The organism is Porcincola intestinalis, from assembly GCF_009696445.1.
Classification (GTDB): Bacteria; Bacillota; Clostridia; order Lachnospirales; family Lachnospiraceae; genus Porcincola; species Porcincola intestinalis.
The window spans coordinates 228629-245519 of the sequence record NZ_VULZ01000003.1 but is presented as its reverse complement, the minus strand read 5'-3'; the positions used below and the strand labels follow the sequence as shown (position 1 = coordinate 245519).

Genomic DNA, 16891 nt, shown 5'->3' with positions numbered 1-16891 from the left:
TGGCAATGTCACAATTTACGGTATTCGATGTGGAGACGCCAAACAGACTGAACAACCGGATGAGCGCGATCGGCATCACGATCATTGAGAACGAACAGATTGAGAAGGAATTCTACACCCTTGTCAATCCGGAGGCTCATTTTGATCCCTTCAATACGATGCTGACCGGGATCAGCGAAGAATCCGTCCGGAACGCACCCTCTTTTCCGGAGGTCTGGGAGAAGATTGAGCCGTATATGTCAGACGGACTTCTGGTGGCGCATAATGCTCAGTTCGATATGGGTGTTCTGAAGAAATGCCTGCTTGCGTATGAAATTGAGTGGAAGCCTTATGCACGCTATATCTGCACGGTCCAGATGGGAAGACGCCTTCTTCCGGGCATCAGCCACAAGCTGAACGATCTGTGTGACTACTATGGAATTGCGCTTGATCATCACAAGGCGGACAGCGACAGCAGAGCCTGCGCTCAGATCCTCCTGCGGTATCTCCAGAGTGGGGCAGACATCAGACCGTTCATTCGAACCTGCTCGCTGAACCGGTGAAGAGAATGAGCAAAGCAGGCGTGCGGCGCATAAAAAATCCGAACTCCTGAGAGTTCGGATTTTGCATGATGAGTGGAGTAGACGAGAGTCGAACTCGTGTCCGAAAGCCAATCCCCTGTCCTTCTACTATCGTAGTCTGTCTATTGACGTTCCCTCTGCCGCACGGGAACAGACACCCTTGCGGTTTCAGTAGCTTCATGATACGCCCATATGCTCAAAGCTTCGCATAAGTCGTTTCCTGCAAGTTCGATACCTGAGTCTGCAGTGCAGGTGCTTCAGATCAGGCAGTTGCAGCCGTCAGGCTGCAGCGAGTTCAACGTTGTTATCAGCGTTTATATTTAGGTTGGGATTTGACGCATCACCCTGCGGATAGCTTCTCCAGCTTCACAGCCCCCGTCGAAACCTTTACTACCCCGGAGGTGAATCTGTTCATCCAGTATACCGTCTGCAGGACAAACCGTCAAGGAAGGATCAACGATCGGGAAAACAAGCCGAAAGTTTTTCACAGTTCCAACACTGCTGCGTGGTATCATAGAAAAAATGTGTAAAATGAGCAGGAGTGAAGAGATGATGAACCAGGAGATCCGGAGCCAGGCCGAGGAGCGGGGCAGGCAGAAGAACGGGGACGGCCTGTTTGAGGAGACGAAACAGTTTGAAGAGCTGATGATGATGTATGACTGCGCGATCCGGCAGGTTCAGACGAAGCTGGAGATTCTGGATGAGGAGTTTTCTGTCAGATACAGGCGCAATCCGATCTCATCGATCGAGAGCAGGGTCAAGACGCCGATGAGTATCTACAGAAAGCTGAAAAAGCGAGGACAGGAGATTTCAGTCAAGAGCATTGTCCGGAATCTGAACGATGTGGCAGGCGTTCGTGTCATCTGCAATTTCATCGACGACATCTATGATATCGCGCGGATGCTCGGAAGACAGGACGACCTGAAGGTCATATCCATCAAGGATTACATCAGAAATCCGAAGGAGAACGGGTACCGAAGCTATCACATGATTGTCGAGATCCCGGTTTACTTTTCGCGGACGACCCGGTACATGCGCGTGGAGATTCAGATCCGGACGATTGCGATGAATTTCTGGGCGAGCCTCGAGCATCAGATCCGGTACAAGAAGACGCTGCCGGGGGATGTAGATCTGAACGCGATCTCTTCGGAGCTGCGCGAGTGCGCAGATACAATTGCGGAGACAGACAGGCGGATGCTTGACATTAAAAACCGTCTGGCAAAATATGAAGACATGGAGGAGGATTGAGCGATGGAAACATTGAAGGTAATGGTCGTCGATGATGAGGAACGGATGAGGAAGCTTGTCCGGGACTTCCTGGTCAAGAAGAATTTTGAAGTCATCGAAGCCGGAGATGGCGCCGAGGCAGTCGACAAGTTTTTCTCGACACGGGATATTGCGCTGATCATTCTGGATGTCATGATGCCGAAAATGGACGGCTGGGAGGTTGTCCGCGAGATCCGGAAGGAGTCGAAGGTACCGATCATTATGCTGACAGCTAAATCGGATGAGCGGGATGAGGCGCTTGGCTTTGAGCTCGGAGTTGACGACTATGTGTCGAAGCCATTCAGCCCGAAGATTCTGGTTGCGCGTGTGGAGGCCCTCCTGCGCAGGAGCGGGGCATTTGGATCGGATGATATTCTGAAGGCAGGGGCGATCGAGATTGACAAGGCCGCGCATCAGGTTCAGATCGACGGACAGCCGGTAGAGCTTTCCTTCAAGGAATTTGAGCTCCTGACCTATTTTGTGGAGAATCAGGGAATCGCGCTGTCGCGCGAGAAGATTCTCAACAGCGTCTGGAATTATGATTATTTCGGGGATGCACGGACAATTGACACGCATGTCAAGAAACTGAGAGCAAAGATGGGGCAGCGCGGCAACTATATCAAGACCATCTGGGGGATGGGCTACAAGTTCGAGGCAGACGATGAGCAGAAAGAAGCAAAAAAATAAGCGCACGTCTATATCCAGGCAGCTGACGGTTACCTTCCTGTCGATCATCGGGATCATCATGCTGCTGATGTTTCTGGCAAACACCTTTCTGCTGGAAAAGTTCTATGAAAGGCGGCTGGAGAACACGCTTGTCTCCATGTTTGAGATGGCAGACGAGCATGTGACAGCGGATGGGCTGAATCAAACATTTTTTAACAAAAGCTTTCTGGAGACGACACAGAAGAACAGTGTCATCGCTGCGATTACAGATGCGGACTATGTTCCGGTTCTCGTGTATGGAACGGGGAACGACAGCCTTGAGATCCTGTCCGCAAGGCTGAATGGATACATATGGGGGATCGACCAGGGCAGCCAGGTTGTAAAGAAGGAGAACAATTACACCATTCAGAAGAAGAAGGATGACCATCTGGGGAATGCGGTCTATCTGGAGCTGTATGGAACCTTCACGAAAAATGGCTACCACATCCTGCTCCGGGTTCCGGTGGAGAGCATCCGGACTTCTGCGAAGATTTCCAATGAGTTTGTCATGTACATGATCCTGCTGGCGATTGTCCTCAGTGTGATCATGATAGGCTGGATGTCGAAACGGCTCACAAAGCCGCTGACAGAGCTGACAGAGCTGTCCGAACGCATGGCAAACCTGGACTTTAATGCCAGGTATACGTCGGGCGGCACAAACGAAATCGGACGGCTGGGCGAACATTTCAATCAGATGAGTCAGACGCTGGAGAAGACGATCTCTGAGCTGAAGACCGCCAACAATGAATTGCAGGCGAATCTGGATGCGAAGATCAAGGCGGAGGATGAGCGTCGCGAGTTTTTGTCGAATGTCTCGCATGAGCTGAAGACGCCGCTGGCACTGATCCAGGGATACGCGGAGGGACTTCAGGATTGTGTCAACGATGACCCGGAGTCGAGAGATTATTACTGCAGTGTCATCATAGACGAGGCGGGGAAAATGAATCAGCTTGTCCGCAAGCTGATGGCGCTCAACCAGCTGGAATCCGGCTATGACAAGGTGGAGATGACGCGGTTTGATCTGGCAGAGCTGATTCGTGGAAAGACCGCCTCCACAAAGATTCTGGCGGACCAGAAGGGCGCCTCGATCGAGGTGCAGTGTCCGCCCTGCGTCCATGTCTGGGGGGATGAGTTCAAGGTGGAGGAGGTTCTGACCAACTACCTCAGCAATGCCATCAACCATGTGGAAGGGGCGCTTCGGATCCAGATCCGGGTGGAGGAGGACATTAAAAGAGGTGTCGTCCGCACAACGGTCTTCAACACAGGAAATCCGATTCCGGACGAGGACCTGGAGCATGTCTGGGATAAATTTTTCAAGGTTGACAAGGCACGGACCCGCGCTTACGGGGGATCGGGTGTCGGACTGGCGATTGTGAAGGCAATCATGGAGTCTTTCCATCAGCGTTATGGTGTCCGCAACGTGGAAGATGGTGTGGAATTCTGGTTTGAGCTGGAAGACGGAGACGGCGAGCTGGTGGATGAAGAGATGGAAGATGAGAAGAATCTTCTGACAAGGCAGAACCGTGAAAGCGGCGGGCAGATCAGGACTCCGATCTTCAGACGGACGGAGGGCTCCAGGGAAGAGGATCTGGAATACAGAAGACAGCAGCAGCGTCAGCAGGAGGCGGCCGCGAGGAAAGAGGAGGCCCGCAGAGAACGTGAGGCGGAAAACCGGGCAGTAGATGCTGTCTGGGTGCCGGTCGGAAAAAAAGCAGCCCGAAAAGAGGATTCACAGAATCTGCAGACGGCTGAAAGCCGGCAGGAAGCAAAAGAAAGAATGGAAGACGGGATCAGTAAAGATGAGGCAGGAAGCAAAAAGCCGGAGAACGGGGGAGCAGAGATTCGTGACAGGGAATGCAGGAAGTCAGGCGACAGCTCCTCGGAGGGCAGCTCGTGAGAAGGTTTCCGGCAGAAAATCAGCCGGGAAGCCAAGGCTTCCGGGAAAGACGGGAAAGGGAATGCCCGACGCGGACGTTCTTGTGATCGGCGGCGGAGCGGCAGGCATGATGGCGGCCTTTTCTGCGGCGGAAGCCGGCGCTCGTGTGATACTGCTCGAAAAAAATGAGAAGGCAGGGAAGAAGATTTATATCACCGGAAAGGGCAGATGTAATTTCACCAATGCCTGTGATCCGGAGGATTTTCTGAGCCATGTTCCCTGTCATGCCTCCTTTTTATACTCGTCCATCTACGGGTTTGATCCGGCAGCAGTGATTGCGTGGTTTGAGGAGCATGGCTGCCGGACAAAGTTGGAGCGTGGAAACCGGGCTTTCCCTCAGAGCGATCATGCCTCAGATATTACCAAGGCGCTTGAACAGGCGATGCGGGAGAGAGGGGTACAAATCAGACTCCGTTCAGAGGCTTCCAGGCTTATTTTATCGGGAGAGCAGGCTGAAACTGATCGGGCAGATATACCTTTGCCGGGCGCCTCAGGACAATGCAGGGAGAGGGCTGCAGCCAGGGCGGATGTGCAGCAGACGGTCCGCCGGACGGTCACGGGCGTCTGCCTGTCCGATGGAACCGTCCTTTCTGCGAGGGCGGTTGTGATCGCAACAGGAGGCCTTTCTTACCCGACAACGGGCTCTACCGGCGACGGATACCGGTTTGCGGAGAAGGCAGGCCATACGGTGGAGCCTTGCAGCCCTTCGCTTGTCCCGCTCTGCTGCGCAGAGGAAGATCTGTTTGAGATGCAGGGACTGTCTCTGAAGAATGTGACGCTCCGGATTTTCAATGAAAAGCGGAAGGCCTGGGACGGATTTGGCGAGATGATGTTCACGCATTTCGGTGTGACCGGGCCGCTGGTTCTGACGGCAAGCGCTGATCTTTCCGACTGCCTGAGAAAGGGACAGCTGAAGGCGGAAATCGACCTGAAACCTGCGCTGCCTGAAGAAAAGCTGGATGAGCGGATCCTGAGAGCCTTCGAACAGAATCCGAACAAGGAGATCCGTAATGTGGCGCCTGAGATCTATCCGCAGAAGATGGTCCCGGTCCTGCTCAGGCGGTGCCGGATTGATCCGCAGAAGGCGGTCAACAGCATTACGAAGGCTGAGCGCGCCAGGCTTGTCCGTGAGACGAAGCATTTTACCTTTACAATTACACACCCGGGAAGCTTCCGGGAGGCAGTCGTGACGCACGGAGGCATCCGGGTGCGGGAAATCGATCCGGGGACGATGGAATCCAGAAAAACGGCGGGGCTGTTCTTTGCGGGCGAGGTGCTTGATGTTGACGCGCACACCGGCGGATATAACCTGCAGATTGCGTGGTCAACGGGTCGAGCAGCAGGACTTGGGGCAGCAGCGTATGCAAAGAGTCAAAGTAAAGAAACAGAATGAGAGATCAGTGCCAGTACAGACTGGGCGTCAGTACAGGCTGAGCGAGGGAGAAGTCATGAGTTTTTCGATTGCAATTGACGGACCGGCAGGAGCGGGAAAGAGCACGGTTGCGAGGTGTGCAGCGCAGAAGCTGGGCTTTGTGTATGTCGACACAGGGGCAATGTACCGCACCATCGCGCTTTATATGCTGGAGCACAAGGTGGATGTAGAGAATCAGAATGCGCTGGAGAAGGCTCTGAGCCAGATCGAGATCGGGGTTCGATATCAGGACGGTATGCAGCAGATGCTCCTGAACGGAGTGGATGTCAGCGGACGAATTCGGACACAGGAGGTGTCGGACCAGGCCTCTGTGACAGCAGCGAAGCCGGCAGTGAGGGAGAAGCTCCTGAATCTCCAAAGGGAACTCGCAAGGCATGAAAATGTGATCATGGACGGACGGGATATCGGTACGCGCATCCTCCCGGATGCGCCGCTGAAGATTTTTCTGACGGCCAGCAGCAGGGAGCGGGCAAGACGCCGGTATGCGGAGCTTCAGCAAAAGGGGGAAGTCTGCAGCCTTGAGGAGATTCAGAGAGAGATCGAGGAACGGGACGACCGCGACAGTCACAGAGCAGAAGCGCCGCTCAGGCAGGCAGATGACGCAATTCTGCTGGACACCTCAGATCTCAGCGTTGAGGAGGCGGTGGACAGGATTGTGAATCTGGCAGAGACGGCGATGCGTGATGCGAAGAGAAAGGAGGGTGCCAGGCGAGGCATCCATTCACCTGAGGCACGCATTCAGGAACTGAAGAACCTGATGCTGAGGGAGGACAGTCCGCTGAAGGGACAGCTGTGGGTATCGGATGATGGGAAGGCGGCTGTCTATCTTGCGGCCAGCGCCGGCTTCTGCTTCGGAGTCCATCGGGCGGTGGATACCGTCTATGACCAGATCAAGGAAGGACAGACACCCATCTGCACCTACGGGCCGATTATACACAACGAGATGGTGGTTGCGGACCTGAAGCAGCATGGGGTCATGGAGATCGATGACGAGGTGCAGCTGTCCGGGATCACGGAGGGGACGGTTGTGATCCGGTCACATGGGGTTCCGCAGCGCGTCTACGAACAGATCAAAGGACAGGGGCTGAAGCTGATTGATGCAACCTGCCCGTATGTGAAGAAGATTCATCAGATTGTGAAGGAGAAGAGCGCGGAGGGCTTCCAGATCGTCATCATCGGTAACGCTCATCACCCGGAGGTTGAGGGCATCATGGGATGGTGCAGCTCTCCGGCGATTGTAATCGGGACGGAGGAGGAGGCTCAGAAGCTTGTGGAGAGCGGCATTCAGAAGCCGCTGTGTGTCGTCAGCCAGACAACCTTTAATCTGAAGAAATTTCACAAACTGGTTGAAATCATTACGCAATTGAGGTATCATGAAAGCGCTATATTGAATACTATATGTAATGCAACGGAAGAGCGGCAGACGGAAGCTGATGCGATCGCACACATTGCAGATGCGATGATCGTAATCGGCGGCAGAAACAGTTCAAACACACAGAAGTTGGTTGATATCTGCAGAAAAGAGTGCGAAAGCACCTTTTTTGTGCAAACTTTCGATGATTTGAATCTTCGGCTAGTGCCATCCAGGGGCATCGTTGGTATTTCAGCGGGGGCATCTACCCCAAACAATATTATCGAGGAGGTTTCAAAACAATGTCGGAAGACAATACTTTTGAACAGATGCTGAATGAAACATTTAAGCCGATTCATGTCGGGGAAGTCGTTGAGGGAGAGGTCATCGATGTAAAGCCGGATGAGGCGATCCTGAATATCAACGGCAAGTCAGACGGAATTCTCACAAGAAACGAGTATTCCAATGAACCGTGCGACCTCACTGAAAAGATTCATGTTGGCGACAAGATGGAAGTCAAGATCATGAAGGTCAACGATGGCGAGGGTCAGACCGTTCTGACGTACAAGAGACTGGCTGCAGAGAAGGGCAACAAGAGACTGGAGGAGGCCTTCAACAACCATGAGGTACTCAAGGCACCGGTTGTCCAGGTTCTTTCCGGCGGGCTTTCCGTTGTGGTCGAAGGCGCTCGTGTCTTCATCCCGGCATCTCTTGTGTCTGATACATATGAGAAGAACCTTGACAAGTACAAGGATCAGGAGATTGAGTTCGTTGTCACAGAGTTCAATCCGCGCAGGCGCCGCATCATCGGTGACCGCAAGCAGCTTCTTGTCGAGCGCAAGAAGGAACTGCAGAAGGAGCTGTTCGAGCGGATCCATGTCGGCGACCGTGTCGAGGGCGTTGTCAAGAATGTGACAGATTTTGGCGCATTCATCGATCTGGGCGGCGCAGATGGACTTCTTCATATCTCCGAGATGTCCTGGGGCCACGTTGAGAACCCGAAGAAGGTCTTCAAGGTTGGCGAGAAGGTCGAGGTCATGATCAAGAACATCAACAGCGAGAGCGGAAAGATCGCGCTGACCCGCAAGTTCCCGGATGCAAACCCGTGGAATGATGCCTCCGAGAAGTATGCAGTTGGAACCGTGATCACCGGCAAGGTTGCCCGCATGACAGACTTTGGCGCATTTGTCGAGCTGGAGCCGGGTGTTGATGCCCTGCTTCATGTATCCCAGATCTCTCATGAGCATGTGGACAAGCCGTCCGATGTTCTGAAGGTCGGTCAGGAGATCGAGGCAAAGATCGTCGACTTCAATGGCGAGGACCACAAGATTTCTCTGAGCATGAAGGCGCTTGAGACTTCCGCTCCGAAGAGCGATGCTGAGGAAGAGTAATCTGTTTCATTGAATCTGGAAAGAGCTGCGGCGTTTGCCGCGGCTCTTTTTTTAAAGGCGACCGTACATCATCTCGTGCGGAACACGAGACAACGGCGGATAACGTGTGCCGGCAGAGGCTGTCTTTAAGGCCGGAACTGATGAAGAGACGCATGATAAGAAAGACTGTTCTTCGGCTCCGGACAGGTATAGCTGGTGAAACAAGGGAACAGAAGGAGTAGACCGGATGATTCAGACAACACATCGCGCAGTGGTTGATGAGCGCTATATTACGGCGATGGAGCTCAACCCGGAGACATGTATCTATTTTGATATTGAGACGACGGGGCTGAAGGCGGAGACCTCTCATCTGTATCTGATTGGGTATGCAGTGCAGAAGAAGCCGGGAAGCTGGGAGATCACGCAGCTTTTTGCAGAGAAGACAGAAGATGAGAGATACCTTCTGAAGGCTTTCTCTGACATCTGCATGCGGTATCGGACAGTCATTCATTTCAATGGAGACCGGTTCGATATCCCGTATCTGGAAACGAAATATCAGGAATATTCGATGCCGTCCCCATTCCGGCAGATGAATACGGCTGATATCTACAGAATGGTCAGACCTTATAAGGACCTTCTTGGGCTGGAAAGGCTCAATCAGAAGACAATCGAGCGGTTCCTCGGACTCAGACGACAGGACCGGTACGATGGAGGACAGCTGATCTGGATATACAGGGCGTACAGAGACGGACGCTCGGAAGACCCGAGGGGGGATCTTGAGAAGCTTCTGCTCCACAACTACGAGGATGTGCGTGGAATGCTGTCGCTGACCATGCTGACGGCTTACCCGGCCTTCTTTCAGATGGTGAAGGACAGCGGGAAAAACAGAGAGAAGAGTGACGGTACTGATGATCGGGAGACCCAGAAAGATTTGCCAGCTGTAGACGTGCGGCGCTGCAGCTGCCCGGCGGGGCTGAGTATCGAGAATGCTGCAGACGGCGCAGGGAAAGCGGACAGGGAACAGGCAGAGGGAGAAATGTGCACAGAGGAGCTCAGGCTGAGTCTGCGGACGCCTGTCCCGGTGCCAGTACCGGTTTCCAGCGAGGCGGCCGGCTTCTCGGTGGAACTGTATGGATCGAAGGCGGAAATCCATATTCCGCTGAGAGAGCGGACATTGCTTCATTTTTTCCCGGACTATAAAAACTATTATTATCTGCCTGAAGAGGACCGGGCCGTTCATAAGTCTGTCGGACAGTTTGTGGACAGCCGGTTCCGGGAGCAGGCAAAAGCGGAGAACTGCTACATCAGGGTACGCGGAGTCTTTCTTCCCTGCCCGTCTTCGCCTGCAGCCGGGCAGGGGGAGGAAACGCGCCGGACGTTTGCGGACGCTCTGGTATTTCTGAAGAGCAGGAAGGATAAATCCGGGTGGATTCAGCTGACTGAAGGGGTTATGGAGAGCCTCCAGACAGACAGCGAAGCGGCACTTTCCTATGTCTGCGGCCTGCTTTCAGGCGACTGTAAAAGACAGAATAAGAAGACGGACAGGTGAACCGGAAACAGGGCCTGAAGTCCCCGGACTGCACCGGAAATGCCGCTTCCGGGTCTGTACTTTTTGAGCAAAATATGCGAGAATACACACGAACTGTGAACTTCTACATTGTTGAAAGGAGTTTTTGACATGATTTATTCACGAGAAGTAGAAGAGATGTGCCCGGTTGCACAGGGTGTGCATCATGGCGCTGCTCCGATCCCGGAGGAAGCGAAGTGGGTACAGGCTAAGGAAGTCAAGGATATTTCCGGATTCACCCATGGTGTAGGCTGGTGCGCACCGCAGCAGGGTGCCTGCAAGCTGTCCCTGAATATCAAGGAAGGGGTCATTCAGGAGTGTCTTGTTGAGACCATCGGATGTTCCGGCATGACGCATTCCGCAGCTATGGCTTCTGAGATCCTCCCGGGTCTGACGGTTCTTGAGGCTCTGAATACGGACCTCGTCTGCGACGCAATCAACACAGCCATGAGAGAGCTGTTCCTTCAGATCGCTTATGGCCGCAGCCAGTCTGCTTTCTCTGAGAACGGTCTTCCGGTCGGCGCCGGCCTTGAGGATCTCGGCAAGGGAATGCGTTCCCAGGTCGGAACCATGTATGGCACGCTGAAGAAGGGCCCGCGTTATCTGGAGATGACAGAGGGCTATGTCACCGGCATCGCGCTGGACGCAGACAATGAGATCATCGGCTACACCTTCGTATCTCTTGGAAAGTTCACCGACTTCGTGAAGGGCGGAATGGCTCCGAACGATGCATGGGAGAAGGCAAAGGGACGCTATGGCCGCGTACAGGATGCAGTGAAGATTCTGGATCCCCGTACCGACAAGGAAGTCGCCCTCAAGGATGTCCTGAAGAAGGACGATGCGCTTCTGAAATAAGGCTGATGGGCTTTTGAGATAAGGAGGATACGATAATGGCTTTATTTGAATCATATGAGAGACGTATTGACAAGATCAACAGCGTCCTCAATTCATACGGCATCTCTTCCCTCGAGGAAGCACAACAGATCACAAAGGATGCCGGACTGGATGTCTACAATCTGATCAAGAGCATTCAGCCGATCTGCTTCGAGAACGCATGCTGGGCATACATCACCGGTGCTGCAATCGCGATCAAGAAGGGCTGCCGCAAGGCATCCGACGCTGCTGAGGCGATCGGTGAGGGCCTTCAGGCATTCTGCATCCCGGGCTCTGTCGCAGACACCCGTAAGGTTGGCCTTGGACATGGAAGACTGGGCGCAAGACTGCTGGATGAGGAGACCGAGTGCTTCTGCTTCCTCGCAGGCCATGAGTCCTTCGCGGCTGCCGAGGGTGCAATCGGAATTGCGACCAACGCAAACAAGGTTCGTCAGAAGCCGCTGCGCGTCATCCTGAACGGACTTGGAAAAGACGCGGCGCAGATCATTTCCCGTATCAACGGCTTCACCTATGTTGAGACAGAGTATGATCCGTACACCAATACCGTCAAGGAAGTCTTCCGCAAGAGCTATTCGGATGGTGTCCGCGCCTCTGTCAACTGCTATGGCGCAAACTCCGTACCGGAGGGCGTTGCGATCATGTGGAAGGAGAACGTGGATGTTTCCATCACCGGCAACTCCACCAACCCGACCAGATTCCAGCATCCGGTAGCAGGCACCTACAAGAAGGAGCGCCTTGAGGCTGGCAAGAAGTACTTCTCTGTTGCATCAGGCGGCGGCACAGGCCGTACTCTGCATCCGGATAACATGGCAGCAGGCCCGGCTTCCTATGGCTTCACGGATACTCTTGGCCGTATGCATTCCGATGCGCAGTTCGCCGGTTCCTCCTCTGTCCCGGCTCATGTCGAGATGATGGGTCTGATCGGCGCAGGCAACAACCCGATGGTCGGCATGACGGTTTCCACCGCAGTCGCAATCGAGGAAGCTGCTAAGGCTGGAAAGTTCTGATCTGTTTAATCAACGATCAAAAAGCGGTTCGCGCCAAATCTGGCGCGGACCGCTTTTTTCATAGTGTAGTCATTCCGGGCAGGCTTGTTTTAGAAGCGAATATCTTTCAGCACTTCGGGAAGAAAATCCGCCAGGTCTCCGGCTTTCATGCTCCTTGTCCCGAGGACTGCTGCAGCCCTGTCTCCGGCCATTGCATGAAGAAGGACCCCGGTCTGTGCCGCATCAAAGGGTGCCAGTCCCTGCGCCAGCAGAGCACCGATGATCCCGGTCAGAGAATCGCCGGAACCGGCAGTCGCCATACCTTCATTGCCGAGTGTGTTGAGCATCGTATCAGTTCCGTCGGTAACAACGGTCCGTGCACCCTTCAGGACGACCGTCAGTCCCGTTTTCCGGGAATAGGATCGTGCAACGCGAATGGGTCCGGCAAGGATTACGTCTATCGGAGAATGGGTAAGACGGCTCATCTCCCCCGGATGAGGCGTGATGACAGCGGAAACGCCACAAAACTCTGTTTCAGGGGCTGAGTCAGATACAGGATCGGGCAGCCTTTCGGGCGGAAGAATCTCCGGGTGTTCTGCTAAAAGGTTCAGCGCATCTGCATCAAGGACGACATGACCTTTGAAGTTCTTGAGGAAGACTGTCAGCAGCGAAAGACTGAAGGCGTCTGTTCCAAGCCCCGGACCGGCGGCAGCTGCATCACACCAGAAGAGCCAGCGGGCAAGCAGTTTCCTTCCATCCGAATCCGGGGAGAGATCGGCCGGCCACGGAGCAAAGAGCGCTTCCGGGACAGCGGTCTGAATCGCAAGCCGGTTGTCAGGATGAGACAGTACGCACACCATACCGGCGCCGCTTCGCAGTGCAGACCTGGCAGCCAGGATTGCCGCACCGGCCATGCCGGTATTCCCGGAGATGATGAGTAGTTTTCCGCAATTACCCTTGTGGTCATCGGCATGCCGCCTTGGAAGAAGGGCGGGCAGATCTTTTTCCTCCAGGGTATAGACCGGAGAGTGTTCCTGATCCGGATTGCCGCTGCCGGAGGCTGCTGAAAAGCCGGTGTGAGAGGGAATAGGATTCCGAATTCCGACATCGAAGGTAAGCAGCCTTCCGCATAGTTCGGCGCCGGGGAACAGTTTTTGCCCGAGCTTCTCAAACTGGAAGGTGACCGTCAGGTCTGCACGGATGGCCGTGCCGAGAACCTGCCCGCTGTCTGCGGACACACCGGACGGCATATCCACGGAAAGGACCGGCGTATCCGACCGGTTTACAGCGTTGATGAGATCTGCATACCGTCCCAGAACTTCCCGTGAAAGGCCGATTCCGAACAGGGCGTCAATGATCAGATCGTAGCCGGAGAGTCTGGCATCATCCGGGAGAACCTGTCCGCCGCTGCGACGGAAGAGCTCCTCTTCCAGCTGACATTGTTCCGTCATGCGGGCATGTGTTCCGAGAAAGAGGACATCCGCCCTGATCCCCTGATCCATCAGAAGCCTTGCAGCGGCAAAGCCGTCCCCGCCATTGTTGCCGCTTCCGCACAGCACAAGCACGGTCTCAGGATGAAAATGTTCGACCGCTGCGTCTCTGACAGCGAGCGCTGCCCGCTCCATCAGGACGGCGGACGGGATTCCATATTGCATCATTGTGGAAACGTCACATGCTTTCATTTCCGAGCTGTTTAAGAGAACCTTCATGCCATCATCTCCCGGTCGGTTATCAAAAATATTTTAGCAGACAATTCATACAATGAGAAGAAGAAAACTGAATAAAGACGGCAGGGGGCGGCCCGGGGGCGGCTCGGCTCCGGACATCTGGAGAGACACTTTACAGTCTGCGGTCATTTGTGTTAAATAAGAGGGAATGTGGTTGTTCGACTCAATTGATCAGGAGGCGTCAGGTGGTTAAAAATCCGTTCGTGACATTAGAGCAGGTACAGGAGATTGCGAAGGAGTATCCGACTCCCTTCTACCTGTATGACGAGAAGGGGATTCGGGAGAACGCAAAGAAGGTTCAGAGAGCTTTTGCATGGAATCCGGGCTTCAAGGAGTATTTTGCCGTAAAGGCAACACCCAACCCGTTTCTGATGAAGATCCTGCATGAATATGGCTGCGGGAGCGACTGTTCCTCCCCTGCGGAGCTGATGCTGGCGGAGGCAGCCGGGATCACCGGACAGGAGATTATGTATTCCTCCAATGACACAGAGCCGGAGGAGTTCCGCTATGCCAATGAGCTTGGCGCAATCATCAATCTTGATGACATTACCCATATCCCGGTTGTGGAGAAGGTGTTGGGAAGACTTCCGGAGACGATGAGCTGCCGTTTTAACCCGGGCGGCGTTTACAGACTTTCGAACGGCATTATGGACAACCCTGGAGACTCCAAGTATGGGATGACGGAAGAACAGATTTTTGAGGCGTACCGGATTCTGAAGCAGAAAGGTGTGAAACACTTCGGCCTTCATGCGTTTCTGGTATCCAATACCGTGACCAATGACTACTATCCGGCGCTGGCGCGCACGCTGTTTGAGCTTGCCGTCAGGCTCCGGAATGAGACCGGCTGCAGCATCGAGTTCATCAACCTTTCCGGCGGCGTCGGTATTCCATATCGCCCGGATCAGGAGCCGAATGATATCCTGAAGATCGGAGAGGGCGTGCACAGGGTCTATGATGAGATTCTGACAAAGAACGGCATGGGCAATGTAAAGATCTTCACAGAGATGGGACGCTTCATGATGGGACCGTACGGGGCACTGATTACGAAGGCCATCAATGAGAAGCATATTTACAAGGAGTATATCGGCGTTGATGCCTGTGCAGCAAACCTGATGAGGCCTGCCATGTACGGCGCATATCATCACATCACAGTGCTTGGCAAGGAACAGCTGCCACATGACCACAGATATGATGTGACGGGATCTCTGTGCGAAAACAATGATAAATTCGCGGTTGACCGCGACCTTCCGGAGATCAACAAGGGGGACTACCTGTTCATTCACGACGCTGGAGCCCACGGCTTTTCGATGGGCTATAACTACAATGGCCGCCTCTGGTCATCGGAGCTGCTTCTGAAGGAAGACGGGAGCGTGCAGCTGATCCGGAGAAGAGAGACACCGAAGGACTATTTCGCGACCTTCGACTGCTTCCCGGTCGGGAAAAAGCTGGATGAGATTGAGGATCGGGAGAAGTTCTGAGAGAATCCCGCGCCAGAAGCACGGAGAATCCTGGACATCAATAATGTGAAGAGCATTGCCGGGGAATGCGTCTGCTGAAATGCGGACGCATTATTATTACAAACAAACAAGCCGCTGTTCAAATTATCAAAAAAGATTGTCACAAACATCCGTCTGTGATAGAATCCAGTTTGTATGGCTTCCATTATTTTTGAACAGTTCAGCCGGTGTGTCGGAATGGCAGACGAAGCAGACTCAAAATCTGCGGCAGGAAACTGCGTGTGGGTTCAAGTCCCACCACCGGCATTATGAAAAAGTCCCAGAATGCTTATTTGATCGCATTCCTGGGGCTTTTTCGTATCTTGAAGAATTTGTCAATCTATGGATTTCTGCGTCAGCCCGAGCAGTGCGTCCTGAAGAAGGCGGGAGAAGTTGACGTTTCGTGCTTCTCCGTAGGCGTTCAGCCAGGCAGGGATTGTGATGTTCTTGCGGACAGCCTTCTCAGCATGCGCGTCTGAGTACGCACCCATATCAATCAGGATCAGGCTGACAAAGGCACCTTTGCCCGGCGCCTTGATTGCTTCATAGGGCGAGGCCTTCCGGATCTGTCTGCCGGATTCCATGTGGATGAGAATATAGCGGGCAGCCTCATCGCAGATATTCTCCATCGCTTCTTCCAGCGTATCGCCGCCGGAAGAGCAGCCCTCAAGGTCCGGGACCTCTACATCATAGCCGCCGTTATTGTCATAAGGCGTAAAGATTGCCGGATAGATGAGCTTCATATCAATTCCCCCTGCGTGCTGCAATATGATATAGTTGGTGGAGTGAATAAATCATCTTCATCATACACACAATACGCATAAATTGTCAAAACAGACTTGACATACAGGGGTTTTTCAATGGAACAGACGGCTTTCTTTATTCCTCTGATGGATCTGATCGGGACGATTGCCTTTGCACTGTCCGGAGCAGTGCTGGCGATCGGCCGGGACATGGATATCTTCGGTGTCAATATTCTGGCGATTGTAACCGCAACCGGCGGCGGGATGATCCGCGATACGCTCATCGGCAAGTTTCCACCGGTCATGTTCCGGAATCCGTTTTATGTACTGATTTCCTCGATTACCGCAAACTGCTGCTTTGTTTTCTTTTTCTTTAAGGCACGCAGAAAAGTGGCGATTCCGGACAACATGGTCAGAGTATACGCGAAGGTATTTTTCTGGTTTGATACGCTTGGACTGGCGGCTTTCTCTGTCGACGGTGTATATGCGGGACTATCCGTCGGCCGGCACAAGAGTGTGTTCTTGCTGACATTTTTGGGTGTCATGACCGGAGTCGGAGGAGGCGTGCTGAGAGATCTTCTGGCAAACCAGATGCCTGTCATTCTAACGCGGAATATCTATGCCTGCGCGTCCATCGCAGGCGCACTAGTGATGGCGTTTTGCCTGGAGGGCGGAATAGAGCGGAACACGGCGATCCTGGCGGGGTTCTTTACGGTGATTCTCATCAGGTGTATGGCGCACCGGTTCAAATGGAACCTGCCGAAGGTTACGTCCGGCCGCAGATAGCGCAGGCATGTGTCTGCTGACGATATCCTGACGCAATCCGGGCCAGATCATATTAACGAAGGCTGCAGCTGT

The 16891-nt window shown here is 53.7% G+C and carries 14 protein-coding genes, 1 tRNA gene, 1 other RNA gene and 1 pseudogene; 14 read left to right on the top strand and 3 right to left on the bottom strand.

Annotated features, from left to right (window positions below):
• Window positions 1–5 precede the first annotated feature (5 nt).
• On the top strand, window positions 6–542 hold the full coding sequence (locus tag FYJ35_RS04670; protein WP_154523856.1) for a 3'-5' exonuclease: 537 nt from the start codon (window positions 6–8) through the stop codon (window positions 540–542).
• 70 nt (window positions 543–612) lie between these two features.
• On the opposite strand, the gene ssrA is transcribed toward FYJ35_RS04670, so the two are convergent.
• Window positions 613–957, bottom strand: a transfer-messenger RNA (tmRNA) gene (ssrA, locus tag FYJ35_RS04665).
• Between the two features lie 155 nt (window positions 958–1112).
• Between ssrA and FYJ35_RS04660 the strand changes: the two genes are divergently transcribed.
• The 10 genes and pseudogenes from FYJ35_RS04660 to FYJ35_RS04620 all read left to right on the top strand — a co-directional run bounded on the left by FYJ35_RS04660 (window position 1113) and on the right by FYJ35_RS04620 (window position 12088).
• Window positions 1113–1808 carry a GTP pyrophosphokinase gene (locus FYJ35_RS04660; RefSeq protein WP_205839717.1) on the top strand — a complete coding sequence of 232 codons (696 nt, stop codon included), beginning with the start codon at window positions 1113–1115 and terminating at the stop codon, window positions 1806–1808.
• A 3-nt stretch (window positions 1809–1811) separates the two neighbouring features.
• Window positions 1812–2513 (top strand): response regulator transcription factor, encoded by a 702-nt coding sequence (locus tag FYJ35_RS04655; protein ID WP_154523850.1) that lies wholly within the window; start codon window positions 1812–1814, stop codon window positions 2511–2513.
• Window positions 2488–4428, top strand: coding sequence for a sensor histidine kinase (locus FYJ35_RS04650; RefSeq protein WP_154523847.1), 1941 nt, complete (start codon window positions 2488–2490; stop codon window positions 4426–4428). Before FYJ35_RS04655 ends, FYJ35_RS04650 begins: the two co-directional genes overlap by 26 nt.
• Window positions 4376–5860: a BaiN/RdsA family NAD(P)/FAD-dependent oxidoreductase gene (locus tag FYJ35_RS04645; protein WP_321058997.1), complete on the top strand. Its 1485-nt coding sequence runs from the start codon at window positions 4376–4378 to the stop codon at window positions 5858–5860. Before FYJ35_RS04650 ends, FYJ35_RS04645 begins: the two co-directional genes overlap by 53 nt.
• Window positions 5748–6557 (top strand): annotated as a pseudogene (gene cmk / locus FYJ35_RS15470) ((d)CMP kinase); the annotation flags it as partial. The gene FYJ35_RS04645 and the pseudogene cmk, both read left to right, overlap by 113 nt.
• 132 nt (window positions 6558–6689) lie before the next feature.
• Complete coding sequence (ispH, locus tag FYJ35_RS15465; RefSeq protein ID WP_235906371.1) at window positions 6690–7586, top strand: 4-hydroxy-3-methylbut-2-enyl diphosphate reductase; 897 nt, start codon at window positions 6690–6692, stop codon at window positions 7584–7586.
• Window positions 7553–8641 carry a 30S ribosomal protein S1 gene (gene rpsA / locus FYJ35_RS04635; RefSeq protein WP_154523838.1) on the top strand — a complete coding sequence of 363 codons (1089 nt, stop codon included), beginning with the start codon at window positions 7553–7555 and terminating at the stop codon, window positions 8639–8641. Before ispH ends, rpsA begins: the two co-directional genes overlap by 34 nt.
• Before the next feature lie 226 nt (window positions 8642–8867).
• Window positions 8868–10169, top strand: coding sequence for a ribonuclease H-like domain-containing protein (locus FYJ35_RS04630; protein WP_154523835.1), 1302 nt, complete (start codon window positions 8868–8870; stop codon window positions 10167–10169).
• A 129-nt stretch (window positions 10170–10298) separates the two neighbouring features.
• Complete coding sequence (locus FYJ35_RS04625) at window positions 10299–11042, top strand: iron-sulfur cluster assembly scaffold protein (RefSeq protein WP_154523832.1); 744 nt, start codon at window positions 10299–10301, stop codon at window positions 11040–11042.
• Between the two features lie 35 nt (window positions 11043–11077).
• Window positions 11078–12088: a GGGtGRT protein gene (locus tag FYJ35_RS04620; RefSeq protein ID WP_154523829.1), complete on the top strand. Its 1011-nt coding sequence runs from the start codon at window positions 11078–11080 to the stop codon at window positions 12086–12088.
• Window positions 12089–12177: 89 nt separating this feature from the next.
• Here the strand turns inward: FYJ35_RS04620 and FYJ35_RS04615 are convergent, their stop codons facing one another.
• Window positions 12178–13776 (bottom strand): NAD(P)H-hydrate dehydratase, encoded by a 1599-nt coding sequence (locus FYJ35_RS04615; RefSeq protein ID WP_154523826.1) that lies wholly within the window; start codon window positions 13774–13776, stop codon window positions 12178–12180.
• 203 nt (window positions 13777–13979) lie between these two features.
• Here FYJ35_RS04615 and FYJ35_RS04610 point away from each other — a divergent pair, with 203 nt between their 5' ends.
• Window positions 13980–15272 (top strand): diaminopimelate decarboxylase, encoded by a 1293-nt coding sequence (locus tag FYJ35_RS04610; protein WP_277067234.1) that lies wholly within the window; start codon window positions 13980–13982, stop codon window positions 15270–15272.
• Between the two features lie 202 nt (window positions 15273–15474).
• A tRNA-Leu gene (locus tag FYJ35_RS04605) sits at window positions 15475–15557 on the top strand.
• Between the two features lie 68 nt (window positions 15558–15625).
• Here the strand turns inward: FYJ35_RS04605 and FYJ35_RS04600 are convergent.
• Window positions 15626–16033 (bottom strand): type II toxin-antitoxin system HicB family antitoxin, encoded by a 408-nt coding sequence (locus tag FYJ35_RS04600; protein WP_154523820.1) that lies wholly within the window; start codon window positions 16031–16033, stop codon window positions 15626–15628.
• Window positions 16034–16150: 117 nt separating this feature from the next.
• Here FYJ35_RS04600 and FYJ35_RS04595 point away from each other — a divergent pair, with 117 nt between their 5' ends.
• Entirely contained in the window at window positions 16151–16819 is a 669-nt protein-coding gene (locus FYJ35_RS04595; RefSeq protein ID WP_154523817.1) for a trimeric intracellular cation channel family protein, read from the top strand.
• Window positions 16820–16891: the final 72 nt, after the last annotated feature.

Excerpts from the sequence above, each read along its gene's own strand:
- FYJ35_RS04670 (WP_154523856.1), top strand. The coding sequence starts at position 6 with ATGTCACAATTTACGGTATTCGATGTGGAGACGCCAAACAGACTGAAC.
- FYJ35_RS04660 (WP_205839717.1), top strand. The coding sequence starts at position 1,113 with ATGAACCAGGAGATCCGGAGCCAGGCCGAGGAGCGGGGCAGGCAGAAG.
- FYJ35_RS04655 (WP_154523850.1), top strand. The coding sequence starts at position 1,812 with ATGGAAACATTGAAGGTAATGGTCGTCGATGATGAGGAACGGATGAGG.
- FYJ35_RS04650 (WP_154523847.1), top strand. The coding sequence starts at position 2,488 with ATGAGCAGAAAGAAGCAAAAAAATAAGCGCACGTCTATATCCAGGCAG.
- rpsA (WP_154523838.1), top strand. The coding sequence starts at position 7,553 with ATGTCGGAAGACAATACTTTTGAACAGATGCTGAATGAAACATTTAAG.
- FYJ35_RS04630 (WP_154523835.1), top strand. The coding sequence starts at position 8,868 with ATGATTCAGACAACACATCGCGCAGTGGTTGATGAGCGCTATATTACG.
- FYJ35_RS04625 (WP_154523832.1), top strand. The coding sequence starts at position 10,299 with ATGATTTATTCACGAGAAGTAGAAGAGATGTGCCCGGTTGCACAGGGT.
- FYJ35_RS04620 (WP_154523829.1), top strand. The coding sequence starts at position 11,078 with ATGGCTTTATTTGAATCATATGAGAGACGTATTGACAAGATCAACAGC.
- FYJ35_RS04615 (WP_154523826.1), bottom strand. The coding sequence starts at position 13,776 with ATGAAGGTTCTCTTAAACAGCTCGGAAATGAAAGCATGTGACGTTTCC.
- FYJ35_RS04600 (WP_154523820.1), bottom strand. The coding sequence starts at position 16,033 with ATGAAGCTCATCTATCCGGCAATCTTTACGCCTTATGACAATAACGGC.
- FYJ35_RS04595 (WP_154523817.1), top strand. The coding sequence starts at position 16,151 with ATGGAACAGACGGCTTTCTTTATTCCTCTGATGGATCTGATCGGGACG.